Source organism: Parendozoicomonas sp. 2304DJ65-17 (genome assembly GCF_058148445.1).
Genome location: NZ_JBYVJV010000010.1, coordinates 103,865 through 123,083, shown reverse-complemented (window position 1 = coordinate 123,083; position 19,219 = coordinate 103,865). Strand labels below are relative to the sequence as shown.

Genomic DNA, 19,219 nt, shown 5'->3' with positions numbered 1-19,219 from the left:
GTGATCCAGTTTGCGTATTACAGACCATGAAAAAAATAATAAAATCGTGGATGGCTGTGGTGGCATTGGCATTGCCTTTCGCTCCTGTCCAGGCAGATAACACAGATGAATTGCTCCTGTCGCTATACCCAGAAGGTGGGCAATCTTTCTTCTGCAAAAGCAAATTCACCAAGATTAACAGCCGTATCCGAAGCACCCCGCTTTATCCCCTGAGCCATGTCCGGAAAGAACTCGGCTGTGGTACTGATTCTCAATGCCAGAGCAACAGCCGTTATCGTTTGATTGCTGCTGACCTTCATAACCTGTATCCCATGCAGTCCAGTGTGAACCTGAAGAGGCGTAATGCTGAATTTGGGAATATTGTTGAACCTGAAGTGCCTGTAGCAATCAAGAGAGGGTGTGAGCTTTATAAATCGTTTCAGGATCTGGAACCGTCAGATGAGCTGAAAGGTGATGTTGCGCGGGTTTATCTCTATATGGCGACAACTTACAAGATGCCTCTGCAGGTGGAGTTTAATACTATGCTTGAGTGGCATCAGCTCGATCCCCCTGACGATGGAGAGCTGAACAGAAATAACCGGATAGAGGCTATTCAGGGAACCCGGAACGTTTTTGTTGATTCTCCAGAGCAGGTGTCTGCCCTGAATCTGTAACTTCTGGGTTTAACGGTTTTCCTGCCGATAGATAAGCTGATCATCTGCTTCAGGATCAGCTTATGCATCTTCTCAAGAGCTTTGCTTTCTTCTCTCTAGCTCTGTTTCTGACTGGTGTCGCTATAGCGGCACCTGCGCAGTATCCACAAATTGTTAAAAGCCCCCACGATACCCGCTCATACCGATACCTTGAGCTTGAGAATGGAATAAAGGTCGCGCTGGTACATTCTCCAGGATCAGAAACAGCGGCTGCTGCGGTAGGCGTGCATGCCGGGCATCAGCAAACTCCCGATGAGTGGCCAGGGCTCGCACACCTTTTGGAGCACATGCTTTTTCTGGGGAGCGAGAAGTATCCTGAAGTTGACAGCTTTGATGGCTTTGTTTCAGAGCAGGGTGGTTTCAGTAATGCCTTCACCTCTGAAACCGATACGGTTTATTACGCTAACCTGCCTGATGCCAAGATTTTTCCTGCGTTGGAGCGGATGTCCTGGTTTTTCATTGCCCCCCTTATGAATCCTGAATATCTGGATAGAGAGCGCCATGCGGTAGATTCTGAATTCCAGATTTACCGGCAGAAAGATACCCGGCGTATTTACCAGATTGAAAAAGCAACACTAAACCCTAAGCACCCTATGCACAGGTTTGCAGTGGGCAACTTGCAGACTCTGCAGGATCACGATGGCTTAATCCTTAGGGACGCTTTGCTGAAGTTTCATAAGGATTGGTATGTGGGAGAAAACATATCCGTATCGATCGTGAGTGGTCACAGTCTCGATGATATGGAGCTGGCGGTTAAAACGCTTTTCTCAAACATTACAAACAGGGCTTCAGCTTCTCGCCCAACGCTCCCACCCAAATATACCGACAACGAATTAGGAATTCGTATTGATGTCCAGTCCCAGCAACAGCATAAGCAGATGGACCTTATCTTCCCGCTTCCTGTTAACAAAGAGTACTTAAAAGAGAAAAACACTCTCTACATTTCCCACCTTCTTGCCCATGAAGCTAGGGGTTCCCTGAATCAGGTATTGAAAGACAAGGGCTGGATACAGGGTATAGATGCGTGGGGTGAAGATGATGGCACTGATGCAGTGCTACGGGTTGCTTTGAAGTTGACGGAGGATGGCTATAAACATATTGAAGCAATTGCCGGACAGGTTTTCTCGTACATCAAACTTATCCAAGAAAAAGGCATTTCTAAAAAATACTTTGATGAACTCCAGCGTATGCAAGAGCTGAGATTCCGGTTTCTGGGGCAGGCTTCACCCGAGAACACGGCTGTTCGTCTGGTAACTGCCATGCCAGAGCTTCCTCCAGACCAACTCATACAGAGCAGGTTTCTTATCCACCGGTTTAACCCGGGAAAAATTAAGGAAATCTTATCCCAACTTACCCCTGAGAGCATGAGGCTTCGGATTATCAGTAACACCGTGCCACCAGTGCCAGATCAGGATGTTCTCTCAGAATCATGGACAGGAACGCTTTATAGCCTCAGAAAGTTAACACCGGAACAGAAAAGGTTAATGTTCTCCGCTGCTCCTGATCCAGGGCTTTCTCTACCACCATTAAATCCTTATATGCCGGAAGATTTGACGGTTCTCAAAGAAGAGAGCACTCCATTACCGGAACCGTTAAACAGCGACAAAGTTGATGTTTGGTTCAAGCATGACAATCAGTTCAACATGCCCCGCAGTGACATATATGTTCAGTTTGTTATGTCTCAGCTTTCGGAAGCTCCCCGGCAGAAAATGTTGTTTGCTCTGTTCAGCAATATTATGAATAGCAATCACAACGACTCGTTTTATCAGGCGGGTTTAGCCGATCTGGATTACGGTATTGATCTGGAAAACCAAGGTTTTGTGCTTTCTGTTTCTGGCTTCAACGACAGACTTCCCGTGTTCTTCCTCGCTCTGTTGGAGCGGTTGAAAAACTTCTCATTTGAAGACGAGGTGTTCGAACAAGAAAAGGCTGAAATCGTTGAAGGGTTGGGTAATACAGGTTTTCAGGATCCACTGTCTCACCTGATCAGGGCTTTTGCCAAAATGCGGTATCAGTATTCATCAACACCAGAAGAGGCACTGGCAGAGCTCAGTACCATAACGGCCAGTGAACTGCGCATCTGGCATGAAACACTCTTCACCAATTTTTCTATGAAAGTTCTTGTTCATGGGAACATAACCAGAAAAGTTGCAGAGAATCTGGCTAAATCTTTGTCAGAATTTGCAGGTAACTCTGTCAGCAAACCAAAAGATATGGTGAGAAAAATTCCTCTAAAACCTGCCAGTAATCTGTGTTATCGCAGTTACAGCAACAGTGACTCGTCATTTATTCAAATCACTTCCGCTAATAAAAAGGATATGAAGACTCGGGCAGCATTCCGTATCATCACCAACCTGCTTCATATGCCTTTCTATACCCAGCTTCGAACAAATGAACAGCTGGGTTACACAGTTACGGCCCAGTTCTGGGAAAACCTCAGTTATCCGTCTTTAGCATTCTTTGTGCAATCTCCTGATCGTGCCCCTGATTATCTGGATCAGCGGACCAACTCTTTTTTGACAACTTATCAGGAGGTTGTTCGCAGTATCGATCAGGAGCAGTTGGATAGCGTGAAGAAAGGAATTACAACCAACTTGCTGAAACCTAATACCAATCTCTCTGCACAATCAGCAGATTATTGGGATGACCTTTCTACTGGGTTTACAGATTTCAATCAGGCAAAACAGTTGGTGGCCGCGATAGAGAGCTTTACCGTGGCGGACCTTCAGCAAGTATATTCAGCCTTACTGGCCGGGCAGAGCCAACTCAAAATTTACGGCTACAGTAAGGGGCATGAACCAGATATGGCTCCACCGTCTTGTGATGATCCAGTGTTCCTAAAGCAGTTCTCAGAAATAATCAGGCATTAAAAAAGCCAGCAGGGTGCTGGCTTTTATGTTTTAAAAACTATTGATCAGAATTGATCCGCAGTCAGTTCAAACAGAGGTTCTGCGCCGGAACGTACAGCCTTGCCTAGGCTGTCGATACGAGGCAGCAGTCGTTTGAAGTAGTAACGTGCTGTAGTCAGCTTGCCCTGATAGTAGCTTTCTTCACCAGAAGCCTGTTGTGCAACAGCCGCCATGCGCGCCCACATGTAAGCGTAAGAAACGTAGCCAAAGGCGTGCAGGTATTCTACGGAAGCTGCGCCAACTTCGTTTGGATTACTCTTTGCACCTTCAATCACAAACTTGGTCAAATCTTCCAATTGCGTCAGAGCTTCAGCCAGAGGCTTGGTGAACTCTTCCAGTTCAGCACCTGCAGAATCTACGAAAGTGCGAATTTCATCAGCGTATAGACCGAACAGCTTGCCACCATTAGCAACTGTCTTACGGCCCATCAGGTCGAGAGCCTGAATGCCGTTAGTACCTTCGTAAATCTGGGCGATACGTACGTCACGAACTAACTGCTCCTGACCCCACTCACGGATATAGCCGTGGCCACCAAACACTTGCTGACCCTGAACACAGTTTTCCAGGCCAACATCAGTGAAGAAGGCTTTTGCTACAGGAGTCAGCAGCGCAACCAGACCCTCAGCCTTAGCTTTGGCAGTTTCATCTTCAGCGTGCTTGGCAAGGTCGAGCTGCATACCAACATAAGTGGAGAAAGCACGACCAGCTTCAGTGGTTGCCTTAATGTTCATCAGCATACGGCGAACATCAGGGTGAACGATAATTGGGTCAGCAGCCTTGTCTGGCTCAGCTGGGCCGGTTGCCGCACGGCTCTGCAGACGATCCTTGGCGTATTCAACAGCGCTCTGATAGCTCATCTCGGAGCAACCCAGACCCTGAATACCAATGGACAGACGCTCGTAGTTCATCATGGTGAACATGGCCGCCAGACCTTTGTTCAGCTCACCAACCAGATAACCTTTGGCACCGTCGAAGTTCATCACACAGGTGGCAGAAGCCTTGATGCCCATCTTGTGTTCGATGGAGCCACAGGAGACAGCATTCTTCTCACCCAGAGATCCATCTTCGTTCACCATCAGTTTAGGAACCAGGAACAGGGAGATACCACGAGGGCCAGCAGGTGCGTCCGGCAGCTTGGCCAATACCAGGTGAATGATGTTTTCGTTCAGATCGTGCTCACCACCGGTGATAAAGATCTTGGTACCGGTGACAGCGTAAGAACCATCAGCCTGAGGCTCGGCCTTGGTGCGGATAATGCCAAGGTCCGTACCGGAGTGAGGCTCGGTCAGACACATGGAGCCGGACCATACGCCAGCGTACATGTTAGGCAGGTATTGTTCTTTCAATTCCTGACTGGCGTGAGCATTAATGGCAAGGCAGGCACCGGCAGTCAGAGTTGGGTACAGGGTGAAAGAGTTGTTTGCACTGTACATCATCTCTTCGAATTGTACAGACAGCATTTTAGGCATGCCCATGCCACCAAATTCAGGGTTGCCACCCAGACCTACCCAGCCGCCTTCAGCATAAGTAGCGAAAGCTTCTTTGAAGCCCTTGGGAGTCGTTACAACACCGTCATTCCAAACTGCGCCTTCTTCATCTCCGGAACGGTTCAGTGGAGCCAGTTCACGGCTGGTCAGCTTGGCACCTTCTTCGAGAATGGCTTCCGCAGTTTCGGAGTCAACCACTTCAGCCAGTCCAGGCAGGGAAGCCCACAGCTCGCCAGCGCCAAAGACTTCATTGAGCACGAACTGCATATCCCGCAACGGAGCCTTGTATTCAGCCATGTTCTACCTCTGTGTGATTTTGTCTTTATTGGTGTTGAAACAGAGCGCACCCTGCCTCTTGTAAGGGTTGGTACGTATCATACTCGCTATTGGCTCACCTTCAAACGAGCGTTTGACTGAATTTTTCAATCTTTCCTACCTGAGAAGCCAATGACTCAATTTACTGACTCTGACTGGTCATTTTCTAAGCGGATGTTTACATTAAAAGTTCTGCTTTATCGTTTATGGCCATTGCCGAAGGAGTGGCGTATGAAGGTTTCATGGCTGATATTGAGGGTCTGGCTGGATCAGCACCTGCTTCCCGGATGGATGCATGATCGTAGCCCTGAGGGAAGCCATCCTTACAGACGTCAGTTCACCCGCCGTTATCAGCTAAAACGTGGCATCGTAAAAGGTGTTTGGATTTGTGCTGGCCTGCTGGTTCTGATTAACCCTGTTCTTCATATACTGCTGGCAATTGCGTTGCCCGCTACACTGCTGAGTTTTGCTATTCTCGACGAAACTCGTTAATTCCTATCGATCCAACATCTCAACCCAAAAAGCTTGTAGCCGATAACGTTCCAGACACTTTTGGAATGGATGCCGGCCGTCATGTTTACTCGCTTAAAACTGCAACTGACTCTTCTTATAGTTTTATTTGGCTGCACTACTGCCAGCCATGCCGAATGGTTTGATGGTGTAATTATCTCAGGTGGTAAGGATTTCAGTAGCAACGCTGACTTAAACAACTACAGAGTGTCAGCCTTTAAAAACTGGGATTCGCGCTGGTTTAATGAAGGGGACTGGTACATTGGTGGTTACTTTGATCTTTCCGTAAACCACTGGAAAAGCAAACTCTCCAGTGGCCCGGGTGTGAGCGCCAAAGGTCGTGACCATATCAATGCGATCGCGTTTTCACCGGTATTTCGAGTTACCAGAAAATCACCCTGGTTTGGATCATTTACACCTTTTGCAGAAGCCGGCATAGGTTTGTCTTACCTGTCTGCCAGCACTCTGAAGGCCAAAAACAATGATCCTGTCGATCTCGGTATTCGTCTTCAGTTTGAAGATCGTATTGGCTTTGGCTTTCAGTTTGGTGATCGTCAGCAATACCAGGTTATTTTCAGAGCTTTCCATTACTCCAATGCCAACCTGCATAACGATAATGATGGTTTTAACCTGAATGAAATTGCCTTTGGCTGGTCGTTCTAACCAGCCTTGTTGTTACGCCTTGGGTTCTTCCTGAACGAGAACCCAGGGTGCTGCGGCAACAGCCCAGACAGATGCATCCTGCTCGTGCCAGGTTCTGGCGTCATCATCTGTAGATTTTCTTATATCCCCACTTTCCAGCCAAACCTTTACCTGTTCAGCGAGATCATCAACAAAAGCTGATGCCACGGTGACAAGGTCGAGCTTTGGAGAAATAACTAAAACAACGCCCTGAGCATATAAACGCTGCAGTTCACTCCATGGGATTCTGGCCGTTTCCAGATTCAGTTTTTCTGCTGTTGTCAGAACAGTATCAACATCAGTCATCTTTATTATCACTTATACAGCAACCACTCTGGGGAGGCAGTCTGGCATAATCAGTGTGTTGAATGAATAGAAATAGCAGAAATCAAAGGCAGAAAGTTATGTCTGAGCCCGGCCGACAGATAAGAAGCATCATTCCAGAAGATATTTCCTCCATCACCCGTATCTACAATCACTATATTCAACACTCCACCAGTACTTTTGAAGAAGATCTGGTGTCTGAACAACAGATAAAAGAACGGGTTCGCAAAGTTACAGAAGGTTCTACACCTTTTCCCTGGCTGGTGGCGACCGAAAACGGGGTAGTGACCGGTTATGCCTATGCCAGTTCCTGGAAAGAACGTTCTGCCTATCGCTTTACCTGTGAGACCAGCATATACACTAACCCTGAATACCAAAGCCGTGGCACTGGCAGCACTCTGTATTCTGCTCTTCTGGAACGGCTCACCGAGCAGGGTATACGCTCAGCCATTGGTATTGTCACCATGCCAAACCCAGCCAGTGTCGGGCTGCATGAACGATTCGGATTTGCCAAAGTCGGGCATTTCAAAGAAGTGGGATTCAAATTTGGCGAATGGCTCGATACCAGCTACTGGCAGAAAGAGCTTAACAAATAGCTATAGAACTACTGAGATAAGCCGAAACTTTCAGCAAAAGGACTTTGTTGAGGTAGGCATCATGAATACCGACTTTTCACCAATTGTACCGTCACCATCAGGTATTCAATTGTTGCCCGGTCATCGTGCCCCTAAGGCAGCTACTCAGCCAATGCTGGCTCAGGCAGATATCGATGCTCAGTCGAAGGCCTCGAAACCATTGCACTCTATGACTGTTAGGGCTCTGGATCTTTCTGATACTGTTGGAAGAGAGCGCATCAAAACCCTTCTGGTTACAGTCTGCGAACGGCTGGAGTTTATGCCTGAAATGGGGGAGCTAAAGAAAGCTTATGGCGCAGCCATCTTTGATGAAGCTCAGGAGCAACGTGTGCTTGCTGGGGCAAGAGTTCAAGCAGAGACACATGGTCTCCCTGTGGAACTTGTCCTTCATTTAACACAGGTACAAATGGATGCCGCCAAAGTGCTTCAGGAAGGTGTGAAAAAACCTGAAAAAGCAATAACAGCAGAAGAATTTAAGGCTGGGCAGGAGGCTCTGAGAGCAAAAATAAGAGAAAAGACTGCAGAGGTCTACACAGCTCTTAAACCTTTAGTGAACTATCTGGAATTCAAAAGCGTTCAGAATGAAATAGCTCGTCAGCTAGAGAACTCCCCCCCTACTGATGCCTGCAAAAACAAGCATGTGGCCGATCTTTTAAAAACTGCTTTCCAGCTACAGCCAACTCTTCATTAAAAAACGGGCTCAATTGAGCCCGTTTTGGTGTTTCAGGAAAATCCCAAATAACTGCTTCTAATTATTAGAAGTTAGCAGCATCCATAGCCATAACGCTGTCAGCGCCGGCTTCGATGCAGGCTTTGTGCATCTGAACACGTGGCAGCAGCTTCTGGAAGTAGAAGTCAGCAGTCTGAACCTTGGCAGTGTAGAAGGCTTCTTCAGTAGTACCTTCGGCCAGCTTGGTCTTCGCCAGACGAGCCATATCTGCCCACATAAAGGCCAGAACTACGTAGCCGGAGTACATCAGGTAATCGACAGATGCGGAACCAACTTCTTCACGGTTCTGCATGGCCTTCATACCAACCTTCATGGTGATATCGCCCCACTCTTTGTTCAGAGCAGCCAGCTGTGGGATGTAAGCCTTCAGGTCTTCGTTGTCAGCGTGTTCCTTGCAGAACTTATGAACAACCTTGGTAAAGCCCTTCAGAGCTTCGCCCTGACTCATCAGAATCTTACGACCCAGCAGATCAAGAGCCTGAATACCGGTGGTGCCTTCATACAGCAGGGAGATACGTGCATCACGTACGTTCTGCTCCATGCCCCACTCACTGATAAAGCCGTGACCACCGTAGCACTGCACACCGTGGTTGGCAGCTTCAAAACCAGTCTCGGTGATGAAGGCTTTGATGATAGGTGTCAGGAAGCCCAGCATCGCGTCAGCAGCTTTACGCTCTTCTTCGTCAGCAGCGTGCTGCATAACGTCTACCTGCTTGGCAGCGTAGTAAACCAGCGCACGGTTACCTTCAGCGAAAGCCTTGATGGTCAGCAGCATACGGCGAACATCAGGGTGAACGATGATTGGATCAGCTGGGCCATCTGGGTTCTTAGGACCAGTCAAAGAACGCATCTGCAGACGGTCACGGGCGTAAGTCAGAGCACCCTGGTAAGCCACTTCTGCGTGAGCCAGACCTTGCAGACCAGTACCCAGACGAGCAGTGTTCATAAAGGTGAACATGCAGTTCAGACCTTTGTTTGGAGGTCCGATCAGGAAGCCTTTGGCGCCATCGAAGTTCATTACGCAGGTCGCGTTGCCGTGGATACCCATCTTGTGCTCGATAGAACCACAGGAAACAGCGTTACGCTCACCGGCAGAACCGTCTTCATTTGGCATCTGCTTTGGAACGATAAACAGGGAGATACCCTTGGTGCCCTGAGGAGCATCTGGCAGACGAGCCAGTACGATATGAACGATGTTATCGGCCATGTCGTGCTCACCAGCGGAGATAAAGATCTTGGTACCGGAGATGCTGTAGGAACCGTCAGCGTTAGGTTCAGCCTTAGTGCGCAGCATACCCAGGTCAGTACCACAGTGAGGCTCGGTCAGACACATTGTGCCAGTCCATTCACCGGTAACCAGCTTGGTCAGGTAAGTCTGCTGCTGCTCAGAAGTACCGTGAGCGTGTAGAGTGTTCATGGCGCCGTGGCTCAGGCCAGGGTACATGCCCCAGGACCAGTTGGCTTCACCAATCAGCTCGCTCATTACCAGATTCAGTGACTCAGGCAGGCCCTGACCACCAAACTCGGTGTCGTGGGAAAGGGAAGGCCAGCCGCCTTCAACAAACTGCTCATAAGCAGCTTTGAAGCCAGTTGGGGTTTTCACACCATCTTCAGACCAGGTACAACCTTCCTGGTCGCCAACCTGGTTCAAAGGAGCCAGAACCTGCTCACAGAATTTGGCACCCTCTTCGATGATGGCGTCCACCATGTCCGGAGTGGCGTCTTCTGCACCAGGCAGGGAAGCATAGTGCTCTGGGTAGTTCAGAAGTTCATCGCGTACAAAGCGAATGTCACGCAAAGGGGCCTTATATTCTGGCATAGCTTGTGACCTCGGTATTTATGATTCTGGTTGGTCGGCTGGAGCCGCTTCTTGTCACCCGTTATTCAAGTATAACAGGTGGATTAAAACAGGTGTTTGAAACTTACGTATGGATACGTACTCTGTCAAGGGCTTTCCGTAATTCTTTGAGTGCCTCTCAACTGCTCTATTTGTGGCGCGGCTCATGGTTTGCGATTTGCCGGTCTATGGTTTGCGACTTTTCTTACGGGGCGCGGAGTGGTGCGGATCAGTGGCGGGTTGTCTTAAACCTTTGGCCTGCTTGTGTCTCAGACCATTGGCCGAGTTTTGGAGGGATTAAAGCCGGGTTTATGCCCGGCTTTTTTGTGTCTTAATGCCTTGTTAAGAGGTGGGTTTTATTGCGTCTAGTTGATCACTCCAGTTGCTGAAATGATCTTTGAACTGCTGCTCCGTGGTTTCTTCTTTCAGTGCCTTTATGGCCTCTTTTCCTTTTAGCCTTGCCCTTCTGATTGCGTGTAATGCGTCGTTCATTTGGGTGGCCATGGTAAGGATCATGTCGGCTGCCTGTTGGGCTGTGCCTCCGTAGGCTTCTACGTGGCTTTGTATGCCGCCTGGGATCTCGCCCTGGTAGCCTGCTGCTTTGTAGGCTTCGGCTTCTTTTTCGGCCAGTTGGTATTCGGCGATTCTGGCTTCACCTCCGTTACTCAGGAAACGATGGCCGACCTGCTCGGCCATGGCGTCTATCTGGTTGCAGTAGTGCTGGATGAGATCCTGCTGACGTTTCCTGGTGTTGGTTTGCCAGTCGTTCTGCTCTTCCTTCCATTCATCCCACTGGGTTGTGGGTTTCTTTAGGGTGAGGTGTTCTGGTAGTTCGCCCAGCTCTTCGTGCTCTACCTTCTGACCATTGTTCTTCTGGTAAACCGTGCCGGCGTAGTCGGCTACGAATTCCCAGTCATCAAAGGTTTTATTGACCAGAATCACTTCTTGATCTTCAGCTTCACGCTCAGGGCCGAATGGCAAGGTATTGCAAGCCACAGCTTTTTTATTCACTGGATCAAGGATCGCAGCACTTAACGGGTAGGGCCCAGTGTAACGACGGGTTTGTCGGTCATAGCCGTGTAATTGCTCCATTACCTTCTCCTTATTTGTAGGTATACACCGGCAGTACGGCGACGTTGTATGGACGGTTATAGCTCCCTGTCGGTACAGAGCGACTGGCATCAAAGCTGGGGTCAAAGGGAGTCTCTCCCGAATCCACCACTAAACTTCCTCGGCCTGCCTGAGCGCTTTTTCCTGCCCAGTAAAGTGCCCCAATACCCCCCGATGAATCCCGGTTACTAGAGAAGTGACTCAGCTGTCCGGTAATATTCCGAATAGCGTCAGCCTGCCAGCTACCTGGTTTATTGCCACCCACCCGGCCATCTCGGTCAGGATCATAAAGGTTTGCCAGGTCAACAAATTTAGGGAAAACGCCCGTTACCAAGTTGCCCGCACGGAAAGTGGTAGAACCATCCCCAGAACTGAAAAACGCTTCCATATTGGGTTGCTGCCACTGGGTATCGGTCACCATACAACCACTGGCGTTTATATAGTTCCAGAACTTGAGGTAATCTGCGCGGTTCAGAATTTGACCTGCTGGCACCAGCTCGTTTGAGGCCAGCGTGGGCAGGTTGGCAGGGTCGCAAATACGAAAACCCAAACGCCCAACTTCACGACCGGCCTGCAGATCGTTGATAGCCTCAAAAACACGGTTGTAGGTTTCCGGGTTGTTGGCATCAAACTTTACTGCCTCGGCCACACCAGCCTTTTCCAACAGATGCACCAGGGAGTAAATCATCTGGTTGATCAGATTCTCCGGGACATAGTCCGGCTGTTGCAGAAATGGCTTTTCCGGTGTTCCTCCGGTGGCCTCGTTGCTTGGGCCATATTCTGGTTTTCTCATCCCTTCCCCCTTATGCCGCGCTGGCCTGCACGGCCAGATCGAGCTGATAAATAAACTGGTAGCGGCCTGGGCCTGCTTTATCGAGCAGGCATTCCAGCTGGTCTATGCCGCAGTTGGCGAACCGGTCACCGAACTGGGCAGTGCCAAAACGCACCCGCTCACAGGCCGCGCCGTTGTTAAAGCTGTGAACGCTAACCATCATCGTGCCGGGCTTTTCAAACTTCGCTGATCCGAACCTTGCCCGGCCAAACCGTGGCGGGTAAGTCACCCGGATACTGATATCAAAACCGGCACTGGCGGCCAGTTGTTCCAGGTAACCGGGTGCGGCACTGGAACCGTTCTTGCCGTCTACTCTTCCCGCTGTCTGGCTGAGATGGCCGACAACTGCTGCCCGCCTGCCTTCTGGTGTACTGATCCGGTGAGCGTCGCAGTCTGGTAATCCGCAGCTTTGTTCCCACTCGTTGAGGCGATCGACAGTGTTGATCGGTATCCAGTCGAAGGCCGTGTCTTCCGCATACTGATGTAATACCGCGAAATCTTCAGACCATGCCCCTAAAACCCTTTGAAACTGGCTGTCCGGGCTTTGGGGAATCACCTTGCCAGGCGCTCCGAAACTGTTGAGGGTTTGCCGGTATTGCTCGGCTAAACCTTCGCGGGGTTTGGTGGCTGCACTCATGGGAGTGAAACCTCCCCAAGTACCGGCACTTCTCGGGCGGTGAAGGTGATGTCTTCATCGATACCCAGTTCGTGGTTGTCTTCCCCAGCGGCAATACTCACCGCTTCCCGAATCTTGCTGAGTGGTAAGGTGCTGTTCGGGATCTGGTCACCCGGCAGGCGAAAGCGGAGGAACAGATCCGCCAGTTCTGCCTTTACCGCATCTCTCACCGCCAGAGTATTGGGAGTGAGTTTGGTAATGGGAATATTGATCACCTTGGGGGTGAGTTCGAAAACAAACAGTTCGTCGGGCGGGCCGACATCAGGGTGGCGGATATAGTTATAAACGGCATCACGGTCTGCCTGGTTGGGGATGCCGTTGTTGTCGTTGCGATCCATCAGGAAAGCGACACCGGCCGTGCAAGGCCCGTGAGGTGTGCGGTAGCCCCAGGCGCGGGTCACACCTGCCACTTCCATGGCCCACTGGGCGTAATCGTGGGGGTTGCCACCGTGGGGCGGGTTCTGGATACGGGCAAGCAATCGTACCAGGCGATCTCCGTCTTCTTCTTTATTGGCTCCACCATTGAAGCCTTCGGGGCTGATGGTGAACTCATTATCAATACCCGGCACCGGGCTGGTTAAACGCAGTTTTACCCCGCCCAGGGCGTTGCCTTCCTGCCCGCCTTCTACCGCTTCAAAGTCACCCACCAGAGTGCCATCACTGGCCACGGTTATGGATGTTTTCGGGCGATAGGTGCGGCCATCGGCCCGCTGCAGTTTCTGATCTACCGGCAGCACAGAACCGGCTGTACCTGTGCCCGCTGCCTGACCAGTTGCCCGCTCCATGGCCTTGGTTTTGATCTTGTAGGTTTCGCACCAGTCATCCAGCCAGGCACCTTTGGCGTTAATAGGAACAGCCTGCCGGGCGATATGGTCGCGCAGATACTGGAGAATGCCTTCCACTGCTCCGGCGTGCATAAACGACAATTGCTGATTAGTGCCTCGGCGCAGACCCGCTTCAATGGCGTTGATCTGTATCGGTGCAGCCTGCTGGCCTGCTGCCAGGTGTTTCTGGAGCAGTAACAGGCTACGGTTGCGCAGTTGTTCCTGGGTAGGTATTGGAGTCATAAGCGTGATCCCTGCTCGCCCTGTTCCAGTGTCAGAGCCCATTTGCTTTCGAAAATCAGTGAAGTGTTTCCGCCGTATATGCGGATATGCAATCCCAATCTGCCGTCCTGGTTAATCCACCAGGCGTCTGCCTCAACAGATGCGGCCACGCCATCAGCGATCATCCACTGCAGTGCTTCTTTGGCGTAACGCTCGGCCAACTGGCGGCGGTTCTCGGTGGCCTTGCCGGGAATGTCGGTAATCAACCAGAGTTTGCTGCCCCATGGCTGGCCGTCGGGTTCCAGATCATCACCCACCCAGCCCCGGCGATCTGTCCAGCCTTCTGGCAGTTCTTCCGGCTCTACCCGTGCATCAGAAAACAGGCTCCAGAGCACAGCACTGGTGAGAGTGTCTTCCAGCTGCAGACCGGTTTCGGGTTGCTGTTCTTGTGTCGTGTACACCGGGGAGCCGATGCCATACTGCACATCGTTGTGGCTGGCAGAGCGGTCGAGATCTTCCAGGGCCAGATCGAACAGATCCCGACCGCTCTTTTGTGAAGCTGGGGCAAAGGTGATTTTTAAATCGCTCATTTGATTGGTGCCCCTGTTGTGCCACCACCATTTCCATCACCTGGGTGTTCGTGGTTCACCTGGCTTACACCATCGGCCACCTGGTCACCGGTGGAGGTGTGTTTACCTTTCTGACTTATGTCACCGTTCCATTTGGTTAAAGGGCAGTTAACTGTTAATTCAGATGCGGTTAAAACAATCTTTCCGCCCTGTTTCAGGTGGAAACTGTGCCCTTCCCGGTGGTAGACCATGACATCACCAGGCGCTTTATCCGTTGGGCGGGTGCCGGGCTCTTCCAGCCCCAGCACAAACCGATGACCGAGTGCGTCTATCACCACACCGGCCACACCTTTCTCTACATCAGGGACAGAGGTGAAGCCGTAATTTTGGTAACGCTCCACCTGGTCGCGCACTTCCCCTTCACGCACAAACACCTGCAGGGTCTGGATCGGTTTGCTGTCGTCGATCTTGGTGGCCTTGAACCGGCGCACTCGGGTTAGCTTGCGGCGCATATCACCCATTAATACAGCCCCCCGACACCGGTCTCAGGCACTGGCAGCTGCTCAAAGGCGGCCGGGCTTTTGAGGGTGAGTTCTGCGGTTTCGCTTTCGTCCTTATCAAAACCCAGGCTGACATTGGTGATCAGCAGGTCGTCACCGTCCACACCCATGTATTCGTCCTGGTAAGGCACCAGGGTGTTCGGCAGCCAGAGGCCGTCGGCATGCTTCCAGCTATCCACCTTCACGGTGTAGGTTTCCGCTGCTGCAGCCCGCACACGGGCGGTGTGCTCAGCGATCTCCTGAAAGCTGGGGCCGGTGTCCTGTTCGTCGGCTTCAATAATCAGCGGGCGGTAACGCTTTACGCCGGGATCGGTGGCCCGACCTTCAGCACTGACCAGGCCGGGGATATCACCCATATCGTTGAAGCTGCCCTGGCCCACGACGATGTATTCACTGTGGCGGTTGCTGTCGTCGGAATCACAGCTGGCGGTGAGAATGTTCTGCCCCCTCACCAGTGCGGTGCCGATACGGGTTCGCTGGGTGCGGGTAATCACCAGGCTTTTGCCTTTCCTGCCTGGCTGGCTCATGCACAGAAGGCCCCGCAGGCGCAGCAAACGGGCCAGTGCTGCGGAGACCTTTTCAGCAGGATCTAAACGAAAAACCTCGATGGGCTTGCCCGTATTGGTTTGAACCTCCACCCCAATGCCAAACGGTTTGAGCAGGTCGCGGGCGATCGCTTCGGCCTTAACATTGCGCCACTCGCCACTGGTATGAATGGCGGAACAGTCCACCAGATCCGCCGCTGCATCACGACCGGACACACTGAGGCCGCAGTCTGTTTTGCTGTACTGAGGACGGTTAGCGTCGGTGTAACCGACAATGACCGGGTAACCGTAGGCGGTGAGAGTGCAGGCAGCACCCTTGGGAACAGGCCATGGGTTTTGGTCGTCGGAATCAAAACTGATAGCGAGATCAAAACTGCCAGACAGGTTCTCCATAGAGAGATTGACATTCACACTGCTCCAGTAGTCCCACTTGCTGCTTTCCACCTCCAGGGTGATGGCGCGAGTGGCTTCGGGTTGGTTGATATCAGCCATGACGGATCACCTCCAGTTGTTCACCACCGGGCACAAACAGCGGATTTTCTACTCCGTTGCGGGCCACCAGTTCGTCGGCGTATTTCCCTGTGCCATACAGCTGATAACTGAGTACTTTGGCGGGCAGGGTCTGGGTTGGGGTTACCGTGTCCAGCTGGGCAGCGGCCGGTTTCTGCTGCTGCAGTACGGCCAGGGTTGCGGTATAGCTGTCGGTTGTCGCCTGGTAGGCTGTGGCGTTGTTGGTATTGGCCAGCAGGTTTTCGTAACCGGTGGCGAGGGTGAGTTCCTGGGTGTTGATCTGTTCCCTGGTAACAACGGTTCCGCCAGTTTCTGTGGCAGCAGGCTGGTTGATAACGGCCTCACTGGCACTAGCCAGAGCTGCCGACTGCACCAGCGTTTCCACAGCCTGGGTATTGTTCTGCTGCTGCAGACGACTGGGAGTTGGTGTTCCGGCTATATAGGTGCTGCCGCTGTTCACGTTGGGTTTTACCGCGAATTTAGCGACGTTAGAAAAGCCATTAAACAGTCCCTTAAAACCGTTTAAAGCACCAGAGCCGCTATTGAATAAACCCATCAACCGGTTGCCCAGCGTGGTGGGTGTCTGCATCAGGGTGGAGACGCTGCCCTTGATGTCGTTGGCGGTGTCGAGAAAGTCGAGGACTGACGATTCGGGCCCGTTCAGGCTACCCAGCCCACCGGTGACATAATCGACAGCCTGGTCGATGGCTTCGGCGGCGCTATCCAGCACCCAACCGGGCTGGTTATCAATAGAAAAGGTTTCGGCAAAGGCTTCAACCGAGGCGGAGCGGGTGGTGTTGATCGCTTCGGCCGCTGCGGCTCTGCGGTTAATGGTGACCTTTGGATAGCGGCGTTCTTCTGCCCGCACAAAGGTACAGGCAAACCGTGCCCGGCCCAGCTGATCGACGCGGAGTTCTTTACTCCATCCGGTTTCGAGTACGACTTCAACAGTACCCCATGGGTGAACCAGTGTACCGGGGCCTGGCTTGTTCAGGGCCTTCTCCAGCTTGTCTGCCTGAGCCAGATAATCAACACCGTACACATACAGGTTCAGCTGGAAGCGTTCACCTTTCAGGCCGGTATTGTGAAAGGTGGGCAGATCGGAAAACGGATATTCCCGCACCACCACCTGGGGGCCACCGGTGACACTGATGCTGTCGATCTGTACCGGGATTCCTCGCCAGCTGGCGTCCTGTAGTTGCTTGAGCCACTCTTCAAAAACACTCATCAGAGCACCTCCGTCATGTTACCGGTATTGCCTTGCTTAATCGTGGTTCGGGCTCTTGGGCTGGCCTGCACTTTGGAGACGGCCACTCTGTCGTCTTTCACTGTCAGCTCTACGGCCAGGCTGTCTTCGGTTGGGCCAACAGGTGCCAGACCTTCCAATTCTCTTTTCTGGTTAAGGGGCAACTGCCGTGCCTTTTCCCGCTGCTGGGCGATTAGCTGACGGCGTTGAAGGTTGCGGGAAAGTTGAGGGGAAACCGCTGGGGCAGGTTCATCGCCACCAGTAAACAGGCCAGCAATTTCACCACCGGCATACTCACCAGCCAGGTAACCACCCAGACCACCGACAGCTGTGCCGATGGCCGTGCCGATACCGGGCAGGATCATGGTGCCGATCATGGCTCCGAGTTTGGCTCCACCGGCTGCGCCAGCCATGCCACCCGCCAGCCCGCCACCGGCTTCTATCTTTTCGTCTGTAGTGGCGGTTTCATCGGTGGCGATGTCGTAAGCGCTATAAGCTCCATAAGCCAGTGCCAGTGGCACCGCTGCCTTACTGGCGAGACCGCCCGCTTTACCCGCAAACCGGCCAACCTTGCCAAAGCGGCCAGCCTTACCGGCCCGGCCTGCTTTGCCACCTTTACCGCCTGCCATGGCATCACCCTGGAATGGGCCACTGACCATGGCGACAAACAGCGGGTTCATTGGCGTATCTCCACGACCACCCAGCAGGCCACCGGCCTGACCAGGCTTCCCCCCGGCACCCAGTACACTGCGCACACCCCGGAATACTTTGGCCCCTGCGCTGTAAGCAATCAGCCCACCTACGCCCAGGGCAATGCCCTTGAATATGCGGTTGACGGTTTCCGGATCCATGCTGTTGATGATGTCTGCCAGCTCGGCGATGCCTTCGGCCATGTTCTCGTCGGCAAACTTTTCGATGGCGGTGCGCAGGTAGGTAAGAGCAGCAGCAGAACTGGCAGCGGCACGGGCCGAGTCGTTGACCGTTGTCGTACCATCTGCGGTCATGTTCATAAACTTGTCGATGATGTCGACTTCGCCGGTTTTCTTGAAGTCGGCCATCATCTTGTTAAAGGCGCGGATACCTTCGGCACCAAACACCGGCTGCAGGATCATGGCGCTGGCGTTGGAGTTGGTAACGATCTCTTTCATCAGCTCGTTAATAGGCCGCAGCTGCTTTTTGCCCTTGGCCAGCTGCTCGGGATCGTAGAGGTTTACGCCGATGCGCTGCAGCTGTTTGAGTTTGGCTTTGTCGTTCAGTGCGGCCAGTGTGGCTTCGAAAGCAGTGGCGGCCTGTTCGGATGAACCGACACCCATGCGCACCACCTGCAGGGCTGCGCCCATTTCCTTGAGTGCACCGACACCGGTGCGGCCAGTGGCGGTATAAGCGTTGATCACCCGAGGGCCGAGGGCGGCGAGATCCTGCAGGGTGAAGGCACCCTCTTTACCCTGAACGTTAAGGGTGTCCAGTGCCTTCATCACTTCCTGGGGCTTGTCGATGCCCATCTTCTGAAACTCGGCAAGGATGCCACCGATCGCGGCCCCATCTGCACCGGTGGCCTGAATGGCCATGCCGATGTTGCGGATATTGTTTTCTGCCCATTCGAGATCGCCGGTCATGGTGACGATTTCATTGATAGCAGCGTGGATCTGGCTGGTTTCTACCCGGATCTCTTTTTCCTGGGCGACTTCAAAAATCTTGTTCTTGAGGCGATCCATATCCTCTTCGGTCTTCCCGGCCTGAATACCGAGGCGGGTCATTTTCAGCTCAAGGTCGACCACACCTTTAGCCGCTGCGCCGGTGGCCAGTGCAGCCACTGCGCTGGTATAGCGGTTGCCTGCCTGCTCCATAGCGTGACCAGTGCGGGCAATGCTTTTTTCCAGCAAAGCCATGGAACGCCGACCACGTTTGCCCATTTTCTCCAGATCACGGCCCTGCCTGGCAGCCTGCCGGGACAGGTTACCGCCGAGATTGAGAAGGAAACGGGCTTTAAGGTCAGCCATGGGTT

18 protein-coding genes are annotated in these 19,219 nt (G+C 52.2%); 6 read left to right on the top strand and 12 right to left on the bottom strand.

Annotation, left to right across the window (positions count from 1 at the left end):
• The first annotated feature begins 26 nt into the window (after positions 1 to 26).
• Together ACY2RR_RS20590 and ACY2RR_RS20585 are read left to right on the top strand one after the other, a co-directional pair.
• The gene (locus tag ACY2RR_RS20590) at positions 27 to 653 is read left to right on the top strand and encodes an endonuclease (protein WP_490110070.1); all 627 of its coding nucleotides are present in this window, start codon (positions 27 to 29) and stop codon (positions 651 to 653) included.
• A gap of 62 nt (positions 654 to 715) precedes the next feature.
• Positions 716 to 3,562, top strand: coding sequence for an insulinase family protein (locus ACY2RR_RS20585; RefSeq protein ID WP_490110069.1), 2,847 nt, complete (start codon positions 716 to 718; stop codon positions 3,560 to 3,562).
• 44 nt (positions 3,563 to 3,606) lie between these two features.
• Here the strand turns inward: ACY2RR_RS20585 and ACY2RR_RS20580 are convergent, their stop codons facing one another.
• Positions 3,607 to 5,385: an acyl-CoA dehydrogenase C-terminal domain-containing protein gene (locus tag ACY2RR_RS20580; RefSeq protein WP_490110068.1), complete on the bottom strand. Its 1,779-nt coding sequence runs from the start codon at positions 5,383 to 5,385 to the stop codon at positions 3,607 to 3,609.
• A gap of 150 nt (positions 5,386 to 5,535) precedes the next feature.
• Between ACY2RR_RS20580 and ACY2RR_RS20575 the strand changes: the two genes are divergently transcribed.
• Positions 5,536 to 5,895 carry a hypothetical protein gene (locus ACY2RR_RS20575; RefSeq protein ID WP_490110067.1) on the top strand — a complete coding sequence of 120 codons (360 nt, stop codon included), beginning with the start codon at positions 5,536 to 5,538 and terminating at the stop codon, positions 5,893 to 5,895.
• An 81-nt stretch (positions 5,896 to 5,976) separates the two neighbouring features.
• Positions 5,977 to 6,576, top strand: a complete 600-nt coding sequence (locus ACY2RR_RS20570; protein WP_490110066.1) for an acyloxyacyl hydrolase — start codon at positions 5,977 to 5,979, stop codon at positions 6,574 to 6,576.
• 12 nt (positions 6,577 to 6,588) lie between these two features.
• On the opposite strand, the gene ACY2RR_RS20565 is transcribed toward ACY2RR_RS20570, so the two are convergent.
• Complete coding sequence (locus ACY2RR_RS20565) at positions 6,589 to 6,900, bottom strand: DUF2288 domain-containing protein (RefSeq protein WP_490110065.1); 312 nt, start codon at positions 6,898 to 6,900, stop codon at positions 6,589 to 6,591.
• A 98-nt stretch (positions 6,901 to 6,998) separates the two neighbouring features.
• On the opposite strand from ACY2RR_RS20565, the gene ACY2RR_RS20560 reads away from it, so the two are divergent.
• Together ACY2RR_RS20560 and ACY2RR_RS20555 are read left to right on the top strand one after the other, a co-directional pair.
• Positions 6,999 to 7,514 (top strand): GNAT family N-acetyltransferase, encoded by a 516-nt coding sequence (locus ACY2RR_RS20560; protein WP_490110064.1) that lies wholly within the window; start codon positions 6,999 to 7,001, stop codon positions 7,512 to 7,514.
• A gap of 61 nt (positions 7,515 to 7,575) precedes the next feature.
• Positions 7,576 to 8,244, top strand: coding sequence for a chorismate mutase (locus ACY2RR_RS20555; protein ID WP_490110063.1), 669 nt, complete (start codon positions 7,576 to 7,578; stop codon positions 8,242 to 8,244).
• A 64-nt stretch (positions 8,245 to 8,308) separates the two neighbouring features.
• On the opposite strand, the gene ACY2RR_RS20550 is transcribed toward ACY2RR_RS20555, so the two are convergent.
• From ACY2RR_RS20550 to ACY2RR_RS20505, 10 genes are all read right to left on the bottom strand, one after another.
• Complete coding sequence (locus tag ACY2RR_RS20550) at positions 8,309 to 10,102, bottom strand: acyl-CoA dehydrogenase C-terminal domain-containing protein (RefSeq protein WP_490110062.1); 1,794 nt, start codon at positions 10,100 to 10,102, stop codon at positions 8,309 to 8,311.
• Positions 10,103 to 10,462: 360 nt separating this feature from the next.
• A complete protein-coding gene (locus tag ACY2RR_RS20545; protein WP_490110061.1) occupies positions 10,463 to 11,212 on the bottom strand; it encodes a hypothetical protein in 750 nt (249 codons plus the stop codon).
• Positions 11,213 to 11,222: 10 nt separating this feature from the next.
• Positions 11,223 to 12,023 carry a hypothetical protein gene (locus ACY2RR_RS20540; protein ID WP_490110060.1) on the bottom strand — a complete coding sequence of 267 codons (801 nt, stop codon included), beginning with the start codon at positions 12,021 to 12,023 and terminating at the stop codon, positions 11,223 to 11,225.
• Between the two features lie 10 nt (positions 12,024 to 12,033).
• Positions 12,034 to 12,699 carry a hypothetical protein gene (locus ACY2RR_RS20535; RefSeq protein ID WP_490110059.1) on the bottom strand — a complete coding sequence of 222 codons (666 nt, stop codon included), beginning with the start codon at positions 12,697 to 12,699 and terminating at the stop codon, positions 12,034 to 12,036.
• Positions 12,696 to 13,805, bottom strand: a complete 1,110-nt coding sequence (locus ACY2RR_RS20530) for a baseplate J/gp47 family protein (RefSeq protein ID WP_490110058.1) — start codon at positions 13,803 to 13,805, stop codon at positions 12,696 to 12,698. The genes ACY2RR_RS20535 and ACY2RR_RS20530 overlap by 4 nt, the downstream gene beginning before the upstream one ends.
• On the bottom strand, positions 13,802 to 14,374 hold the full coding sequence (locus tag ACY2RR_RS20525; RefSeq protein ID WP_490110057.1) for a phage GP46 family protein: 573 nt from the start codon (positions 14,372 to 14,374) through the stop codon (positions 13,802 to 13,804). Before ACY2RR_RS20525 ends, ACY2RR_RS20530 begins: the two co-directional genes overlap by 4 nt.
• A complete protein-coding gene (locus ACY2RR_RS20520; protein ID WP_490110056.1) occupies positions 14,371 to 14,874 on the bottom strand; it encodes a phage baseplate assembly protein V in 504 nt (167 codons plus the stop codon). The genes ACY2RR_RS20525 and ACY2RR_RS20520 overlap by 4 nt, the downstream gene beginning before the upstream one ends.
• The gene (locus tag ACY2RR_RS20515; protein ID WP_490110055.1) at positions 14,874 to 15,950 is read right to left on the bottom strand and encodes a phage baseplate assembly protein; all 1,077 of its coding nucleotides are present in this window, start codon (positions 15,948 to 15,950) and stop codon (positions 14,874 to 14,876) included. Before ACY2RR_RS20515 ends, ACY2RR_RS20520 begins: the two co-directional genes overlap by 1 nt.
• Positions 15,943 to 17,196, bottom strand: coding sequence for a DNA circularization protein (locus tag ACY2RR_RS20510; protein ID WP_490110054.1), 1,254 nt, complete (start codon positions 17,194 to 17,196; stop codon positions 15,943 to 15,945). Before ACY2RR_RS20510 ends, ACY2RR_RS20515 begins: the two co-directional genes overlap by 8 nt.
• On the bottom strand, positions 17,196 to 19,214 hold the full coding sequence (locus ACY2RR_RS20505; protein ID WP_490110053.1) for a phage tail tape measure protein: 2,019 nt from the start codon (positions 19,212 to 19,214) through the stop codon (positions 17,196 to 17,198). Before ACY2RR_RS20505 ends, ACY2RR_RS20510 begins: the two co-directional genes overlap by 1 nt.
• Between the last annotated feature and the right edge of the window lie 5 nt (positions 19,215 to 19,219).

Bases quoted from the DNA above. Each gene is read 5' to 3' on its own strand.
- ACY2RR_RS20590 (WP_490110070.1), top strand. From the start codon at position 27: ATGAAAAAAATAATAAAATCGTGGATGGCTGTGGTGGCATTGGCATTG.
- ACY2RR_RS20585 (WP_490110069.1), top strand. From the start codon at position 716: ATGCATCTTCTCAAGAGCTTTGCTTTCTTCTCTCTAGCTCTGTTTCTG.
- ACY2RR_RS20580 (WP_490110068.1), bottom strand. From the start codon at position 5,385: ATGGCTGAATACAAGGCTCCGTTGCGGGATATGCAGTTCGTGCTCAAT.
- ACY2RR_RS20575 (WP_490110067.1), top strand. From the start codon at position 5,536: ATGACTCAATTTACTGACTCTGACTGGTCATTTTCTAAGCGGATGTTT.
- ACY2RR_RS20570 (WP_490110066.1), top strand. From the start codon at position 5,977: ATGTTTACTCGCTTAAAACTGCAACTGACTCTTCTTATAGTTTTATTT.
- ACY2RR_RS20565 (WP_490110065.1), bottom strand. From the start codon at position 6,900: ATGACTGATGTTGATACTGTTCTGACAACAGCAGAAAAACTGAATCTG.
- ACY2RR_RS20560 (WP_490110064.1), top strand. From the start codon at position 6,999: ATGTCTGAGCCCGGCCGACAGATAAGAAGCATCATTCCAGAAGATATT.
- ACY2RR_RS20555 (WP_490110063.1), top strand. From the start codon at position 7,576: ATGAATACCGACTTTTCACCAATTGTACCGTCACCATCAGGTATTCAA.
- ACY2RR_RS20550 (WP_490110062.1), bottom strand. From the start codon at position 10,102: ATGCCAGAATATAAGGCCCCTTTGCGTGACATTCGCTTTGTACGCGAT.
- ACY2RR_RS20545 (WP_490110061.1), bottom strand. From the start codon at position 11,212: ATGGAGCAATTACACGGCTATGACCGACAAACCCGTCGTTACACTGGG.
- ACY2RR_RS20540 (WP_490110060.1), bottom strand. From the start codon at position 12,023: ATGAGAAAACCAGAATATGGCCCAAGCAACGAGGCCACCGGAGGAACA.
- ACY2RR_RS20535 (WP_490110059.1), bottom strand. From the start codon at position 12,699: ATGAGTGCAGCCACCAAACCCCGCGAAGGTTTAGCCGAGCAATACCGG.
- ACY2RR_RS20530 (WP_490110058.1), bottom strand. From the start codon at position 13,805: ATGACTCCAATACCTACCCAGGAACAACTGCGCAACCGTAGCCTGTTA.
- ACY2RR_RS20525 (WP_490110057.1), bottom strand. From the start codon at position 14,374: ATGAGCGATTTAAAAATCACCTTTGCCCCAGCTTCACAAAAGAGCGGT.
- ACY2RR_RS20520 (WP_490110056.1), bottom strand. From the start codon at position 14,874: ATGGGTGATATGCGCCGCAAGCTAACCCGAGTGCGCCGGTTCAAGGCC.
- ACY2RR_RS20515 (WP_490110055.1), bottom strand. From the start codon at position 15,950: ATGGCTGATATCAACCAACCCGAAGCCACTCGCGCCATCACCCTGGAG.
- ACY2RR_RS20510 (WP_490110054.1), bottom strand. From the start codon at position 17,196: ATGAGTGTTTTTGAAGAGTGGCTCAAGCAACTACAGGACGCCAGCTGG.
- ACY2RR_RS20505 (WP_490110053.1), bottom strand. From the start codon at position 19,214: ATGGCTGACCTTAAAGCCCGTTTCCTTCTCAATCTCGGCGGTAACCTG.